Origin of the sequence: Bordetella sp. H567 (assembly GCF_001704295.1) — a bacterium.
Taxonomy (GTDB): Bacteria; Pseudomonadota; Gammaproteobacteria; order Burkholderiales; family Burkholderiaceae_B; genus Bordetella_C.
Map to the genome: position 1 here is coordinate 318926 of NZ_CP012334.1, position 15284 is coordinate 334209.

Genomic DNA, 15284 nt, shown 5'->3' on the forward strand with positions numbered 1-15284 from the left:
CTAGCGCTTATATGGAATCGCGCCTGGCGGCAGATGGGCGCGGATCAGCGAGCCCGCGATGGAATCCGTGGGCGGGATGTCGGGGAGCTGGTCGCCGGGGCCGTACCACTGCGCGTCGACGATTTCCTGGCCGTCCACCCGGATGTCGCCGCCGTCGTACTCCGCGGTGAAGGCCAGCATCAGGGAATGCGGGAAGGGCCAGGACTGGCTCTTGAAGTACTTCAGCTCGCGCACGCGCAGGCCGACTTCTTCCTCGACCTCGCGGTGTACCGTGGCTTCCAGGGATTCGCCGGCTTCCACGAAGCCCGCCAGGGCGCTGTATCGGCCGGCGACGAAATTGGCGTTGCGCGCCAGCAGGATGCTGTCGCCCTTGCGGATCAGCACCATCATGGCGGGAGAGATGCGTGGATACGCCGACAGGCCGCAGTTCGGGCATTTCATGCAGAACTCGTGGGACACCCGGACGGTGGGGGTGCCGCAGTGGCCGCAATAGCGATGCGTGCGCGCCCATTCGGCGATCTGGAAGGCTCGGCCGGCCACCGCGGAGGCTTCCTCGCCCAGCCGGGGAAACATCTCGCGCAGGCGCTTGAAGGTGTAGCCGGCCGGCGGCGCCGCGTCGCGCGCCAGCGCGGCGCTGATACAGGGTTGCCCCAGATGGTGGCCCACGGCCTGCCATTCGATGTCGATGGCCCATTCATGGCCGCGCACGTCCTCGCCCGGCAGTCCAAGGTCTTCGGTGCGCACCAGCAGTTCGCTGCCGCGGAAAATGAAAATCCGCCCGGACGGCGTGACGCCGGCCTCGGCGTTGGGGAAGGAGGATGCGGTGGGATGTGCCATGAGGGCGCGGCGGTTGGATATGCCCCGCACGGACGGCGGGGCGGCGGGTCTGGCCGGGCTTACCCGGCGGCCAGGGCTTTTTCGACCTGGGCGTGGAATTCCTTGGGGTCGTACTCGCCCAGGTAGCGCTTGATGATCCTGCCCTGCTTATCGATGAGGAAGGCGGTGGGCGTCAGCCGCACGTCGCCGAAGGCCTGGGCGGCCTTGCCCTGCGTGTCCAGCGCCACCGTGAACGGCAGCTTGCGGCTCTGGGTGAAATTCAGCACGTAGTTGGGCGGGTCGTACTGCATGGCCACCGCCACCGTCTGGAAGCCCTGGGGGGCGTAGCGGTTGTAGTCGGCAATGGTCTCCGGCATCTGCTTGATACAGGTCACGCAGTCGGTTGCCCAGAATTTGACCAGCACCACCTTGCCGCGCAGGTCCTGCAGCGAGATCTTCCTGCCGTCGATGGAGGCGAAGGTGACGTCCGGTGCGGCCTGCACCGGACGCCAGACGAACCACCCGGCGATCCCGGCGACGACCGCCACCATGACCGCGACAACGAGCTTCTTCATTCCCGCACCGTTCCCTTTGCGCTCCGCCATGGAACGCATCACGCATTATCCGGCCGCGTCATGCTTGCCGCGCGCCGCCCATTGCCCGGCCGCATCCGCATCCCGCGCGTCGCCCATCACCCGCGTGCATCGCGCATTCGGCGCGCCGCGCTTGCCCGTGCCGTGGCCGGCCTACTTGATGGGCATCGCCTGGGCGCCACCGCCGCCGCCGGCCGGGGCCGCGGTTTCCGCCGCGCCGCCGCCCGTCTCGATGGGCGCGTGCTGCGAGCCCGTAGTCGCCGGCGCGGCATTCGTGCCCGGGGTGCTGCCCGACAACCGGACCGCTTCCTCGCGGCTGATGATGTCGAACAGTTTAACCACCTTGGCCACGCCGGTGATGCCGGCCGTGGCGTTCGCCGCATATTCTCCTTCGGCCTGGGTTACTTTCCCCTGAAGGTAGACCACGCTCTTGTCCGTGGTGACGGAAATGGAGCCGGATGGCACGAACTTGGTATTCAGCAGTTCGCTACGGACCTTGGAGCTCAGCCAGGTGTCGTTGGACCGCACGTTGAAGCTGGATGCCGGCCCGATGGTCAGCTGGTTGGCCACTTTCCTGACCTTTTCCACCCCCTGCGCCAGGGAGCCGGCCTGCGCCTTGGCGGCATCGTTGGGCACTTCGCCGGTCAGCAGCACCATGCCTTCATAGGTATTGGCGCTGACGTGGGCGGCATCGCCCAGCTTCTGCGAAATCACGTGTTCGACCTTGAAGCTGATGTTCTGGTCGTCCAGCTGGGTACCCGAGCTGCGGCGGTCCGTCGCCACCACTGCCGCGCCGGCGGCGGCGCCGCCGACCACCACCGGGGCGCAGGCCGACAGCATCAGGACGGACGCGGTCAGCGCAGCGGCCAGGGGGATGGCGTGAAATCGGGTCTTCAGTGTCATTCGGTGTCTCCCAGCAGTAAGGCATCGATACCATCGCACAAGGCATGCAGCAGCACGATGTGCGCTTCCTGGATACGCATGGTGCGGTCGTTCGGCACGCACAGATGGACGTCGTGCGCGGTCATGAGTTCCCCTATTACGCCGCCGCCCTTGCCGGTCAGCGCGATGACGTGCATTTCGCGTTGCTGCGCGGCCTGCACGGCGCGGACCACGTTGGGCGAATTGCCGCTGGTCGAAATCGCCAACAGCACGTCGCCGGGCTGGCCCAGGGCATTGACCTGGCGTTCGAAGACTTCGTCGAAGCCGTAATCGTTGCCCACCGCCGTCAGGATGGAGGTATCGGTGTTCAAGGTAAGCGCCGCCAGCGGCAGCCGTTCGCGCTCGAAGCGGCCGACCAGTTCGGCGACGAAGTGCTGGGCGTCCGCGGCCGAGCCGCCATTGCCGCAGGCCAGGATCTTGGCGTTGTTGGCCAGCGCGCCAAAAAGCACGTCCACGGCCACGCTAAGCGTATCGGCCAGCACGTCTCGGCTGGCCTGGAGGGTGGCGATCGCATTATTGAAGTGCGACACCATGCGAGTCGTCATATCAATCATGCCGCGGATTATCTCATGGGCACATCGAAGGCGTGGCGCAGCCACAGCGGCGTGTCGTCCTCGAACGCGACCACGTCGAAACGCACCCTGGGCGGGCGTGCGGGCCAGTGGCGCGCCACCAGGCCGGGCAGCAGGCAGCGGGCGGCCCGGATCAGCCGCGCCTGCTTGGCCCAGCCCACGCTGGCGGCGGCCCCGCCGTAGCGGACATCGCCGCGTGCGCGCACTTCCACGAGGACCAGCGTATCGCCGTCGCGCAGGGCGAGGTCGATTTCGCCCGCCCGGCAGCGCAGGTTGCGGGCCAGCGGCCGCAGGCCGGCCCGCGCCAGCAGGGCCAGCGCGCGTTCTTCGTAGTCGCTGCCCACCTGCTGGCGGGGCGACAGGCGCGGCGGGCGGTCCGCGGGTGTGGGGGGCCGGGGCGCGCGTTGGCGGCGCCGCAGCCGGGCAGCCTGGGCGCGCCGGGCGGATTCGAACAATCGGGCGCTGGTGTCGTCGGTCATGCGGCGTCATGGGCGGGTGCCGGCCCCCGGCCGGGTGGGGGGCGTCGGGGGACGAACCGGGGCCATGGACGGGCCCAGGCCGGCGTTGGACGGATAAGCCACTACACTCGCACGATGTGCCTTCCATTTTTCCCGTAATGAACCAAAACGTCGCACCGCCGGCTGGCGGCGAGGCCTGGCGCCGGATCGCCGAACGCGTCGCCGCGCAGCAATGGCCGCCTTCCACCCTGTACGTCGTGGCCACGCCCATCGGCAATCTGGGGGACCTCAGCCTGCGGGCCTGGGAAGCCCTGGTCCGCGCGGACATCATCGCCGCGGAGGACACGCGCGAAAGCCGCACGCTGATGGACGCCTGGGGTATCGGTACCCCGTTGATGGCGGCGCACCGCCACAACGAGGCCGCCGCCGCCCAGGCCATCTGCGAGCGCCTGGCCCAGGGCCAGCGCGTGGCGCTGGTATCCGATGCGGGCGCCCCGGCCGTGAGCGATCCCGGCGCGCGCATCGTGCGGGCCGTGCGCCAGGCCGGCCATGCCGTCGTGCCCGTGCCCGGGCCGAGCGCCGTCATCGCCGCCCTGATGGCCAGCGGGGTGACCTCGGACGAGAATCCCGCCTACGTCTTCGCCGGTTTTCCTCCGGCCAAGTCGGCGGCGCGCCAACGCTGGCTGGCGCAATGGTGTGGCCTGCCGGCGCCGGTGGTGATGTTCGAATCGCCGCATCGCGTGGCGGCCACGCTCGCCGATATGCGGGATACGCTGGGCCCGCATCGCGAAGTCACGGTGGCGCGCGAACTGACCAAGCGTTTCGAGGAAGTCGCCACCCTGGCGCTGGACCAGGCCGGGGACTGGCTGCAGGCCCAGCCGCACCGCGGCCAGGGTGAATTCGTGTTGATCGCGCATGCGGCCCCGGCCGTGGACACCGAAGCGGCCGGCGTGGACGCCGCCACCGATGCCCTGCTCGACGCCTTGCTGGAGTCCGTGTCCGTGCGTGACGCCGCCCGCGTCGCGGCGCGCGTCAGCGGCTTGCCGCGCGATGTCCTTTATGCCCGCGCGCTGGCGCGCAAGCCATCATGATCGCCAGCCACGCCGCCGCCCGAGACGTCGTGGTCTCTTTCGCGATCCCATTGCTGGCCGGCCCATCATGACCGCCTCCGCCACGCCGCTGCGCCTGCGCGTCGTCGATACGCCGCTCGGGCCGATGCGCCTCCAGGCAGAAGGCGGCGCGCTGACGGGTGCGTGGTTCCTGGACCAGGCCGACTGTCCGCCCATGCCGCCGGACACAGTCGCATCGGCGGATCCCTTGCTGGATCGGGCCGCGCTTGAACTGGCGGAATATTTCGCGGCGCGCAGGCGGGAATTCTCTCTGCCCATGGCGCCGCGCGGTACGCCTTTCCAGCGGCGCGTCTGGGATGCGCTGCGGGATATCCCCTTCGGGAACCTGGAAAGCTACGGCGCCTTGTCCACCCGTTGCGCGCAGCCGGCCGCCGTGCGGGCGGTGGCACAAGCCGTCGGCCGTAATCCCATTTCCATCTTCATCCCCTGCCATCGCATCATCGGGAGCAACAGCGCCCTGACGGGCTTCGGCGGTGGCTTGCACCGCAAGCAGGCTTTGCTGGCGCTGGAAGGACACACCTACGTCACGGCGTCACCGGACGCCAAACGGGTGAAACAGGATTCCGGTCAGGGCACGCTCTGGTGAGCGGCACACTCAGGTAAGCAGCACATTGCGGCTAGCGGCACACTTAGATAAGCAGCACACCTCGCGTTAGCCGCACATCCCCGATTACCAGCACCCGCGTGAGCGAACCCGGCAAGGCAGACACGCGGATAAGCGTGTCGGGCAGGCCATCTCGTGTGCACCCGGACGCCACCGCGCGGTGGCGTCGCCCGATCAGCGCGTCGCGATCGTGGGCAGGATACCCGTGCTGGTCGCGACGGTCTGCACGGCCGACATCGCCGCGTTGCGGTCGGCGTAGGGGCCGACACGCACGCGATACAACTGCCCGGCCTGCTCCACCGTCGCGGGCGGCAAGCCCGCGGCCGTCAAGGGGCCGTTTACCCGGGCGGCCAGCGATTGCGCATTGGTCGACTGGCTGAACGCGCCCAATTGCAGATAGACCGAGCCCGAAGCGGCCGGCGCCTGGGCAGTGGCAGGAGAGGCGATGACCGGTGCTGCCGCCACGCTCGGCGGCGGCAAGGGCGTCGGCTCGGTCGCTGCGCCATCGCGCGTGGCCGGCAGGGTGTTCAACGCAGCGCCCCCGGAGGTCGCCGTGGATGCCGGCGCCAGGGGCATCGCGCTGGGCGCTTCCCCGGCCGACAGCACCACGGGCACGGGCGTGGAAACGCTGGACGCCGTGGCACCCTCCGCCGCCGCCGCGCCGCCTGCCGTCGCGACCGCGGCCGGGCCGCCTCTTTCGCGTTCCGCCACCATGCGGCGCACCTCGTCGGGCAGGATGCGCTGCACCGTTACTTCGCCGCTGCCCGGGCCGATGATGCCCAGCTTGTAGGCCGCTACATAGGAAAGATCCATGATGCGGTTGTCATGGAATGGTCCACGGTCGTTGACCCGCACGATGACGGTCCTGCCGTTGATGGCGCTGGTGACGCGCGCATAGCTGGGAATTGGCAGCGTCGGGTGCGCCGCCGTCATCGCGTACATGTCGTAGGGTTCGCCGATCGACGTCGAGTTGCCGTGGAACTTCTTGCCGTACCAGGACGCGACGCCGCGCTGCGTGTACGGCTGGTCGCTCGTCATGGGCACATAGCGTTTGCCGAACACGACATAGGGACGGTTGGAAGCGTTGGCCAGCGGCTCGATGCGAGGCTGGGCGTCCGGTACCGCGTCCAGGTTGCCGGGCGGATGGGCGTCGGGGCCATCGTCCTGGTAGTAGCCGCCGCGCTTGCGGCCCCCGGTACTGGAACAACCCGCCACCACCGCGGCCAGCAAGGCGATGACGAGTAGATTGCGCAGGTGCCGGAAACTCAAAGTCATGCGTGTTCTTCGGGCAGTTGGGTTCGGTGTCGGACCAGCAAGGGTTTGTGATCGGCGAAGCGCTGCGCCAGCTGTTCGACGATATAGACCGAACGGTGCTGCCCGCCGGTGCAGCCGATGGCCACCGTCAGATAGCTGCGCGTGTCTTCCATATAGCGTGGCAGCCATTTGCGGATGAACGCCGAGATGTCGTCAATCAGCTGGCGCACGGCCTCGAAACTGTCCAGGTAGGCGGCCACAGGGGCATCCCGCCCGGTGAGCGGGCGCAATACCGGATCGTAGTAGGGGTTGGGCAGGCAGCGCGCGTCGAACACTAGATCGGCATCGCGCGGCACGCCCCGCTTGAAGGCGAACGATTCGAACGTCAGCACGACTGCCTGGCGGTCGGCCTGCACCAGGTCGCGGATCCAGGCGCGCAACTGGCCGGGCGTCAGCTCCGACGTGTCGATCACATGCTCCTGGTCGCGCAGCGGCGCCAGCAGCTCGCGCTCCACCCGGATGCAGTCCAGCAGCGAAGCCGGTTTACCGCTGCGCTGCAGCCGGTCCGTCAGCGGATGGCGGCGGCGCGATTCGGAATAGCGCTGCACCAGCGTGTTGGTGTCGGCGTCCAGGAATACCACCCGTATGCGCGTGCCTACGGCGCGCAGCGTCGCGATGGCGGCGGGCAGCTCGGCGAGCTCGCCTGGCGATCGCACGTCGATGGCGACCGCCACGCGCGCCATGGCGTCATCGCGGGCGCTGGCGATGAAGTCGGCCAGGAAGCGCACCGGCAGGTTATCGACACAGGTATAGCCGGAGTCCTCCAGCAGCCGCAGGGCGACTGATTTGCCGGAGCCGGAGATGCCGGTGATGAGGACGACGCTGAACATGGGCATGATTGTGGCATGAATCGTGTTGCCGGGCTCCTCGCGGCCACCCGTTCCGGCTTGCGGTCCAGCATGCAGCAGCCCTCGCGTATTCCCGTGCGGCGGCCCCGGCGCCCGGTGACGATGTCGCCGCGGCGTGGGGCGCGCGCTGTAACTGATATGCCCGTAAACTGCGCGACTGCCTCTTTCCTATTTCGGCAAAAGCCGGCCTAATCCGCTTATATATACCTACAAGGCGCGATCGATGGGAGTCTTCATATTCTGCCGTGCCGCCTGCGTGGCGATGCTCTTGGCCGCGGCGTCCGCGGCGCAGGCCCAGGTCGCGGGCCCCGCGGCGGCGCAGGCGTCCGGCGCGGCCGCGCTGGAGCCCGGCACCATGCGTGCCCGCGTGGCGGCCTGTACGGCCTGCCATGGCGAACAGGGGCGTGCCGGCCCGGACGGTTACTACCCCCGGCTGGCGGGCAAGCCACGGGATTACCTCTACCACCAACTGCTGAATTTCCGCGATGGCCGGCGGCAGTATCCCCCCATGGCGCACCTGCTGCACAACCTGCCGGACACTTATCTGCGCGAGATCGCCGCCTACTTCTCGGAGCAGCATGTGGACTATCCGCCCCCGGCGCGCGCCGATGTCAGTCCTGCCATGCTGGAGCGCGGTCGTCTGTTGACCACGGCCGGTGACCCTGGCCGCGGCGTGCCGGCCTGCGCGGCTTGCCACACCGCCAGCCTGGGCGGCCTGGCGCCCGCCATTCCCGGATTGCTGGGCCTGCCGCGCGACTATCTGCTGGCACAGGTCGGCAGCTGGCGCAGCGGCACGCGCCGGGCGGCCGATCCGGACTGCATGGCCCACGTGGCGCGCCAGCTGGCGCCCGACGACATCGCCGCCGTGGCGGCGTGGCTGTCCTCCCAGCCCGTTCCGCCCGCGTACCAGCCCGCCGCCGCATCGATCACGCTGCCCACCGCCTGCGGCAGCCAAACGCAGGAATAGCATCTTGGCCATCCCTTCTACCGATCCAACCGATTCCATGCGCGGCGCCAGCGCCGGCCGCGCGCGCCGGATGGCCGCGCGCATCGTTGTCGCGCTGCTGCTCCTTCTTGCCGCCGGCCTGGCCCTGCTGGCCTGGCGGGGGATTCGCGACGATGCTTCCACCGGCCCTACCCAGGCCAGCGCGGATCCGGCGCAACGCATCGCCTATGGCGCCTACCTGGCCAAGGTCGGCGATTGCCTGGCCTGCCACACCGTGCCCGGCGGCCAACCGTATGCCGGTGGCGCCGCCATCCCCACGGCCTTTGGCACGTTCTACGGCCCCAACATCACGCCGGACCGGGCGACCGGGATAGGCGCCTGGTCCGCCGACGACTTCTGGCATGCCCTGCACCAGGGCAAATCGCCGTCCGGTACCTTGCTCTATCCCGCCTTTCCCTACACGGAATACACCCGTATCAGCCGGGCGGATGCCGATGCGCTCTATGCCTACCTGCGCACCGTGGCGCCCGTCGCGCAGCCCAGCAAGCCGCACCAGCTGGACTTCCCCTACGGCTGGCGGCCGCTGCTGGCCCTGTGGCGGGGCCTGTACTTCCGGCCGGGCGTGCACGCCGATGCCGGCGTGGATGGCGACCTGGCGCGCGGCCGCTATCTGGTCGACGGACTGGGGCATTGCATCGCCTGCCATGCGCCGCGCAATGCGCTGGGGGCTACGCCCAGCGGATCCGGTTTCGTGGGCGGCACCATCGAAGGCCTGGGCTGGTACGCGCCCGCGCTGGACGGCGATCCGCGCGATGGCCTGGGGCGGTGGTCGCAGGACGACATCGTCGCCTTGTTGAAAACCGGTGTCAGCGCCCATGGCGCCGCGGCCGGTCCCATGGGCGAAGTCGTCGTGGGCAGCACGCAATTCCTGACCGGCGGCGATGCCCGCGCGATCGCGGGCTACCTGAAATCCGTGCCGGCCGGTCCGGCGCCAGCCGCCAACAGGGTGCGCGAAACCGGCGGCATGCGACGCGGCGGCGCCTTGTACGAACAACACTGCGCACAGTGCCATGCCGCGGATGGACAGGGCAAGGGCAAGGACTGGCCGGCCCTGGCCGGCAATATCAGCGTTACCGCTCCCTATCCCGGCAATGTCATCCACATGGTCCTGGAAGGCGGTTTTGCGCCAGCCACCGCCGGCAACCCGCAACCGCATGGCATGCCGCCGTTCGGGCAATTGCTCAGCGACGATGACGTCGCGGCCGTGGTGACCTATGTGCGTAACAGCTGGGGCAATGCCGCCGGCGGCGTGACCTCGTTGCAGGTCAAGCAGGCCCGTGCTGCGGGCGGATAGTCGCCCTCACGGCGCGGCGCCGGAGGGCGGCAGGCGGATGATCCGTCGTTGGGTCGGCAGGGCCCCTGCCGCGCGGGCCCTTATTTGCTGTTTTGCAGGATCGCCATGGCCTGGCGTTCCATGAATTCGCCCAGCGTATCGATGCCGCGCAGCTTCAGGATGGTGTTGCGCACGGCGGCTTCAACCAGCACCGCCAGGTTGCGGCCCGCGGCCACCTGCAGCATCACCTTGCGAATCGGCAGGCCGAGCATGTCCTGCGTGATGTCCTGCAGCGGCAGGCGTTCGAATTTGTCCTGCGCGGTGGCCCGCACCAGATGCACGATCAGCTTCAGGCGCATCTTGCGGCGCACGGAAGTCTCGCCGAAGATGGTGCGGATATCCAGCAGCCCCAGGCCGCGCACTTCCAGCAGGTTCTGCAGCAGCGAAGGGCAATGACCCTCGATCATGTTCGGCGCGGTGCGCGATAGTTCCACCGCGTCGTCGGCGACCAGGCCGTGCCCGCGTGAAATCAGCTCCAGCGCCAGCTCGCTCTTGCCCAGCCCCGATTCCCCGGTGATCAGCACGCCCAGGCCCAGCACGTCCAGAAACACGCCATGCACGGTGGTGGTGGGCGCCAGCTTCTTGCCGAGGTAGATGCGTAGCAGATCGATCAGCTGCGCGGCGGCAACGGGCGTGCTGAGCAGCGGCACTTGGTGCTGATCGCACTGATCGATCAGGTCCTGTGGCGCCGTCAATCCGTCGGCCAGCAGGATGGCCGGCACCCCGCCGATCAGCAGTTCGTCCATGTGGTGCATGCGGCGGCGCAGATCGAAACGGGTGTAGTAGGCCAGTTCCTCCTGCCCGAACACCTGGATACGCGAAGGGTGGATCAGATTCAGGTGGCCGACCAGATCGGCGGCGGCCATGCCGTCGTCCGGAACCAACCGGTCTGCCGCGCCTTGTCCCGCGATCCAATTGAAGGGGATTTTGTCGGCGTTATCGTCGACCAGTTCCTGGACGGTAAGCATGGCGATGGAAAGATTAAAGTGTGCCGGTCGTCAGCATGCGATGCACGGCCAGCGGATCGGTTTCCGTGGCCAGGGCTTCACGCAGGGGCTTATTGGACATCAATTGCGCAAGCTCGGCGAGTATATCCAGGTGCTGCTGCGTGGCGTTCTCCGGCACCAGCAGGAACAGCAGCATGCTGACCGGTTGGTCGTCCGGGGAATCGAAGGGCACGGGGCGCGACAGGCGGAAGAATGCCGCCACCGCTTCATCCAGCGACTTGACACGGCCATGCGGGACGGCCACGCCTTGGCCCAATCCGGTTGAACCCAGCCGCTCCCGGGCGAAGAGGCTGTCGAACACGGTGGAGCGCGCCAGGCCGTGGTGGTTTTCGAAAAGCAGGCCGGCCTGTTCGAATGCCCGCTTCTTGCTGGTGGCCAGCAGGTCAAGCACGACATTCCCGGCAGGCAGGATGCGGGGCAAGTGATTCATGATTGGATTATATGTTCATATGCCGCAACGCAAAAAAACGGATAGGGCAGCGAATGTGGGCTTTATTTTTCCACGCCCGGACAGGGCGGCAAGCTGTGGACCGAGCCTGGAGCCAGGGGCCGGCGGCAATGGTCGCGGGAGCAGCGGGGAGGTCAAGCGGGGAGGTCAAGCGGGAAGATCAAGCGGGAAGATCAAGCGGGAAGATCAGGCGGGAAGATCGGGCGGGAAGATCGGGCGGGCGGCGAGCAGGCGGGCAAGCGGCCAGGCAAACGAACGGACAACTGGTGGGAAGATGGGGGAGAGCTGGGGAGACGAAGCTGGGGAGGACCGAGGCCAGAAACGGCGGGGGAAATTCAGCTTGACCGATGCCCCGGAATCGGGATCTGCGGGACATCGGCGCTTGGGGACTCAAGTTGCGCGCAGGGCGCTGTTTTATCGCTCGTCAACGAGCATTCGTGAGGCGCGGTGCGGCATCAGGCCGCGGCGGGTAGTCGCTTCACGGACTCGGTGGCGTGGCTTTGGACCTTGTCCTTGTGCTTGATAACCTGACGGTCGATCTTGTCGGCAAGCAAGTCGATGGCGGCGTAGAGGTTTTCATCCTGCGCTTCGCAATGGATGTCCTTGCCTCGCAATCTCATGGTGACTTCGGCGGTGTGTCGTAGTGGTTCCACCGAGAGCATGACCTGCACATCGATGATGTGATCAAAGTGCCGCAGTACTCGCGCCAACTTGTTCACTACATACTCCCGGATGGCCGGGGTGACGTCGAGATGACGACCGCAGATGCTTAGATTCATAGTGCAATCTCCTTCTGCCAAGAAAAGGTTCGTTTGCGCGTAGCGCGAAAATCAGTGGGGTATTTATCTCCTTTTGTAAGAAGTGAAGGATTCGGTTCCTGCGGGGCCCGTGGTGCTGCCACCGTGATGGGCGGCGAATGCCTCGGAAGCGCGACCCTGTAATCCTAGTGTAAAGACTCCATCGGCCAATTCAATCCGTCCCCGAAAGAAGTCCGCACGGTTCCCGTTGAAATGCGACGGTGGTTACATCTTGAAGTGTTCGCCGAGGTACACGCGCCGTACGGCGGGGTCGCCGACGATGTCCTCGGGGTGGCCGTCTGTCAGCACCTTGCCCTCGCTGATGATGTATGCCCGGTCGCAGATGCCCAGCGTTTCGCGCACGTTATGGTCGGTGATCAGCACGCCGATACCGCGGCTTTTCAGGAAGCGGACGATCCGCTGGATCTCGATCACGGCGATCGGATCCACGCCGGCGAAGGGCTCGTCCAGCAGGATGAAGCGCGGACTGGTGGCCAGGGCGCGGGCGATTTCCACGCGCCGGCGCTCGCCGCCGGACAGCGATATCGCCGTGTTGCCGCGGATATGGCCGATCTGCAGTTCATCCAGCAGCAGTTCCAGGTTCTGGTTGATGGCGGACGTGGATATCTGTCTGCCGCGGTCGTCCAGCTGCAGTTCCAGCACCGCGCGGATATTCTGCTCGACGGTCAGGCGGCGGAACACGGAGGCGTCCTGGGGCAGGTAGGACAGGCCCAGGCGCGCACGCTTGTGGATGGGCAAGCCGGTGATGTTCTGCTCGTCGATCTCGATACGGCCGGCTTCGGCGGGCACCAGGCCCACGATCATGTAGAAGCTGGTTGTCTTGCCCGCGCCGTTCGGTCCCAGCAGGCCCACGACCTCGCCGCTATCCACGGAAAGCGACACGTCCTGTACGACGGTACGGCCATGATAGGTCTTGCGCAGGCCGATGGCGCGCAGGCTGCTGGGACGGGAGGTGGCCGGCGTCTGGTTTTCGGGAGTCGCTTGCGTGATCATTGAGCGTGGCAGGAATCGGGTAACGGGGTGCTGGGAATTCCGGAGGGGCCGGTGCGTGCGCGCGCCGCGCCAGGCGCGGCGGCCACCCGACCGGGAGCGTCAGGGCTTGACCGCGGATGTGCCGGAGGACGTTTTGCCGCTGGCGTCGCCGGCCTGATCGTTGCGATCCGCGGGCTGGCCGCCGGCGGCCGGCGCGGACGATGCCGGCCGCTTGCCGTTGGTGCCGTTGGAGGACGAGGTGGGGCTCTTGCCGGCAGCCGGCTTGCCCCCTTGCTGCGCGCGGCATGCGGCGACGGCGGCATCGGCGCGCGCGCGGGGCTCCATGACCGACCGTACCCGGCCTGCGGGCGCTGCGGATTCAGGACCGCCCACGGCTTCGTAGGTGCCCGCCTTGTCGTTGTAGCGCACGCGCTGGCCGCGGATGGTATCGAAGGGTTTGCCGCAGATGAAGCGCGTGACGACGGCCTGGCCGATCAGGTCGAAGGTGCTTTGGGTCCCGTCATATTCGGCGCGTCGTCCCACACCTTCGATGACCTCGAAGTTTTCGGGGCGCTCCTGCTGCACGGTAACCATCTTGCCCGGGCTGGCCAGGGCCGTGCCGTACTGGTTGCCCTGGGCGTCTTCGCGCATCTGAAGTTCATCGGAATGCAGCGTCATCAGGCCGCGCGTCATGATCACATTGCCGGTGAATACGCTGGTCTTCTTGACGTCGTCGTAGTGCAGCTTTTCCGACAGGATCACCGTATTGGGTTCTTCCTCCGGGGTCTGCGCGCCCTTGCCGGACGGCTTGGTCCCATTGCTGCCATTGGCGCCCTGGCTTTTCCTGGCCGGCGCCTGTTCCGGCGCCGGCGGCGTCGATGCGGCGGGCGAGGGGGCGGGCGACGTGGCGGGGGCGCCTTGCGCATGCGCGCCGGCGGCGGCCACGGCCAGGATGACGCCGGTCAGCCAGACAGACGACAGGCGTTTGCGGATTTCGGTCATGATTGTTTTTTTACGGATGCGTGGGCAGGTTCCTGCTTCGGCGCGGCGGCCGCTCCGGCAGGCGGTGGTGAATCGGGGCGCGGCGCGGGCGAGCCATCCGCGGGTTTGGGGTGGTCCGAGGACTGGGCGTTCGGCCGGTCCTTGGATTGTTCCTTGGTGCCGGCGCGCTGGGTATCCGTCGGCGCGATTTCCACGTTGGTGGACGAGAATACTTCCAACTGGCGCGTTTTGTTGTTGTACTTCATTCCGGTGCCGTTCATGCGCGACTGGCCGCGCGTGACCAGCGCGGGGAGCGTGGTGCTGATGGTGTCATCGTCGGGCAGTATCACCAGTTGTTCGCTGCGCACGTCCAGCGGCGGCGTGTCGGCATCCGATTGGCGGTGCATATGCGCGTTCTTGTCCATGACGATGCGCTTGCCGCCTTGGTACATGGTGGCCGTCTCGGACGTCGCCACGGTGATGGGCGTGTTGGGCCGCAGTCCGACGGCCCGCGGGTCCGTCACCACGTAGGAATCGTCGTCCGGGTAATGTTCGCCGTAATCGCCTTCCATGCGATGGATCGGCTTGCCGTCCTCGCCGGTGCGCACCATGACGAAATTGCGCGACCAGGCATCCATTTCATGCGTCAGGCGGCGCGGTGGATCGGTGGGTACGGCGCGTTGCGTATAGTCGGCCGCCCACCATGTTCCCAGCACCAGGGCCAGGAGCAGAAACAGGGCGATCAACGAGGGGAAGCGTTCTTTCATGCGATAGGGTAGGTCATTCGATGCGGTGCGGCGCGGGGACCGGGCGGGGCGAACATTCCGGCGTGGCTTATTGAATCGCCCCGGGGCCCAGCAGGCCGGGGGACGCCAGCAGCGCGCCCAGCCGACCCTGGCAGGCCAGGAGCAGATCGCAGCATTCGCGCACCGCCCCGCCGCCCCCGGGCTGGCTGGCCACCCAATGCGCGCCCTGCGCCACATAGGCGGGCGCGTTGGGCACGGAGGCGGCGAAGCCGGCACGCTGCATGGCTGGCAGGTCGATGATGTCATCGCCCATGTAGCCGGTCTGGTCCAGCGTCACGCCGCTGCGCTGGGCCAGTGCCGTCAGGGCGCCGCCCTTGTCGCGCACGCCCTGCATGACTTCCGCGATGCCCAGTTCCGCCGCGCGACGGTCCACGATGGGGCCGGAGCGCCCGGTGATCAGCGCGACCGCGATGCCACCTTCGGCCAGCAGCCGCAGGCCATGGCCGTCCAGGGCGTTGAACCGCTTGAACAGTTCCCCGTGTTCGCCGTAATACAGGCTGCCGTCGGTCAGCACCCCGTCCACGTCGAACACCATCAGGCGTACGGCCGCTGCCCGTTCCTTCACGGCGGGCTGGAGCCGCGCCAGGATCAGGGCTTCCGCGGGATGGATCGTGGAGTGCGAGGTTGCAATCATGT

At 67.7% G+C, this 15284-nt stretch carries 16 protein-coding genes and 2 pseudogenes; 4 read left to right on the forward strand and 14 right to left on the reverse strand.

Going from position 1 to position 15284, the window contains the following annotated elements:
• The 5 genes from nudC to AKI39_RS01450 form a co-directional block, all read right to left on the reverse strand.
• Positions 1 to 837, reverse strand: a complete 837-nt coding sequence (gene nudC, locus AKI39_RS01430; protein ID WP_066631767.1) for an NAD(+) diphosphatase — start codon at positions 835 to 837, stop codon at positions 1 to 3.
• A 59-nt stretch (positions 838 to 896) separates the two neighbouring features.
• The gene (locus tag AKI39_RS01435) at positions 897 to 1391 is read right to left on the reverse strand and encodes a peroxiredoxin family protein (RefSeq protein WP_066641942.1); all 495 of its coding nucleotides are present in this window, start codon (positions 1389 to 1391) and stop codon (positions 897 to 899) included.
• Positions 1392 to 1562: 171 nt separating this feature from the next.
• Positions 1563 to 2312 carry a BON domain-containing protein gene (locus AKI39_RS01440; protein ID WP_066631769.1) on the reverse strand — a complete coding sequence of 250 codons (750 nt, stop codon included), beginning with the start codon at positions 2310 to 2312 and terminating at the stop codon, positions 1563 to 1565.
• Positions 2309 to 2902, reverse strand: a complete 594-nt coding sequence (locus AKI39_RS01445; RefSeq protein WP_066641943.1) for a phosphoheptose isomerase — start codon at positions 2900 to 2902, stop codon at positions 2309 to 2311. The genes AKI39_RS01440 and AKI39_RS01445 overlap by 4 nt, the downstream gene beginning before the upstream one ends.
• A gap of 11 nt (positions 2903 to 2913) precedes the next feature.
• The gene (locus tag AKI39_RS01450; RefSeq protein ID WP_066631771.1) at positions 2914 to 3402 is read right to left on the reverse strand and encodes a YraN family protein; all 489 of its coding nucleotides are present in this window, start codon (positions 3400 to 3402) and stop codon (positions 2914 to 2916) included.
• Positions 3403 to 3539: 137 nt separating this feature from the next.
• Here AKI39_RS01450 and rsmI point away from each other — a divergent pair, with 137 nt between their 5' ends.
• The gene (gene rsmI / locus AKI39_RS01455) at positions 3540 to 4472 is read left to right on the forward strand and encodes a 16S rRNA (cytidine(1402)-2'-O)-methyltransferase (protein WP_066631773.1); all 933 of its coding nucleotides are present in this window, start codon (positions 3540 to 3542) and stop codon (positions 4470 to 4472) included.
• A gap of 67 nt (positions 4473 to 4539) precedes the next feature.
• On the forward strand, positions 4540 to 5097 hold the full coding sequence (locus tag AKI39_RS01460; protein ID WP_066631775.1) for a methylated-DNA--[protein]-cysteine S-methyltransferase: 558 nt from the start codon (positions 4540 to 4542) through the stop codon (positions 5095 to 5097).
• A 192-nt stretch (positions 5098 to 5289) separates the two neighbouring features.
• On the opposite strand, the gene AKI39_RS01465 is transcribed toward AKI39_RS01460, so the two are convergent.
• The gene (locus tag AKI39_RS01465) at positions 5290 to 6390 is read right to left on the reverse strand and encodes a septal ring lytic transglycosylase RlpA family protein (RefSeq protein ID WP_066631777.1); all 1101 of its coding nucleotides are present in this window, start codon (positions 6388 to 6390) and stop codon (positions 5290 to 5292) included.
• Positions 6387 to 7259, reverse strand: coding sequence for an RNase adapter RapZ (rapZ, locus tag AKI39_RS01470; RefSeq protein ID WP_066641945.1), 873 nt, complete (start codon positions 7257 to 7259; stop codon positions 6387 to 6389). The genes AKI39_RS01465 and rapZ overlap by 4 nt, the downstream gene beginning before the upstream one ends.
• A 241-nt stretch (positions 7260 to 7500) precedes the next feature.
• On the opposite strand from rapZ, the gene AKI39_RS01475 reads away from it, so the two are divergent.
• Both AKI39_RS01475 and AKI39_RS01480 read left to right on the forward strand, forming a co-directional pair.
• Complete coding sequence (locus AKI39_RS01475) at positions 7501 to 8244, forward strand: c-type cytochrome (protein WP_066631779.1); 744 nt, start codon at positions 7501 to 7503, stop codon at positions 8242 to 8244.
• A 37-nt stretch (positions 8245 to 8281) separates the two neighbouring features.
• Complete coding sequence (locus AKI39_RS01480) at positions 8282 to 9577, forward strand: c-type cytochrome (RefSeq protein WP_066641946.1); 1296 nt, start codon at positions 8282 to 8284, stop codon at positions 9575 to 9577.
• An 80-nt stretch (positions 9578 to 9657) separates the two neighbouring features.
• Here the strand turns inward: AKI39_RS01480 and hprK are convergent, their stop codons facing one another.
• From hprK to AKI39_RS01515, 7 genes and pseudogenes are all read right to left on the reverse strand, one after another.
• Positions 9658 to 10584 (reverse strand): HPr(Ser) kinase/phosphatase, encoded by a 927-nt coding sequence (gene hprK / locus AKI39_RS01485; protein ID WP_066631781.1) that lies wholly within the window; start codon positions 10582 to 10584, stop codon positions 9658 to 9660.
• A gap of 13 nt (positions 10585 to 10597) precedes the next feature.
• Entirely contained in the window at positions 10598 to 11053 is a 456-nt protein-coding gene (locus AKI39_RS01490) for a PTS sugar transporter subunit IIA (protein ID WP_066631783.1), read from the reverse strand.
• A 473-nt stretch (positions 11054 to 11526) separates the two neighbouring features.
• On the reverse strand, positions 11527 to 11850 hold the full coding sequence (hpf, locus tag AKI39_RS01495; RefSeq protein WP_066631785.1) for a ribosome hibernation-promoting factor, HPF/YfiA family: 324 nt from the start codon (positions 11848 to 11850) through the stop codon (positions 11527 to 11529).
• A gap of 243 nt (positions 11851 to 12093) precedes the next feature.
• A complete protein-coding gene (gene lptB / locus AKI39_RS01500) occupies positions 12094 to 12882 on the reverse strand; it encodes an LPS export ABC transporter ATP-binding protein (RefSeq protein WP_066631787.1) in 789 nt (262 codons plus the stop codon).
• 270 nt (positions 12883 to 13152) lie between these two features.
• Positions 13153 to 13863: pseudogene (lptA, locus tag AKI39_RS25060) on the reverse strand (lipopolysaccharide transport periplasmic protein LptA); the annotation flags it as partial.
• Between the two features lie 107 nt (positions 13864 to 13970).
• Positions 13971 to 14609 (reverse strand): annotated as a pseudogene (gene lptC, locus AKI39_RS01510) (LPS export ABC transporter periplasmic protein LptC); the annotation flags it as partial.
• Positions 14610 to 14676: 67 nt separating this feature from the next.
• A complete protein-coding gene (locus AKI39_RS01515) occupies positions 14677 to 15282 on the reverse strand; it encodes a KdsC family phosphatase (RefSeq protein WP_443103563.1) in 606 nt (201 codons plus the stop codon).
• Positions 15283 to 15284: the final 2 nt, after the last annotated feature.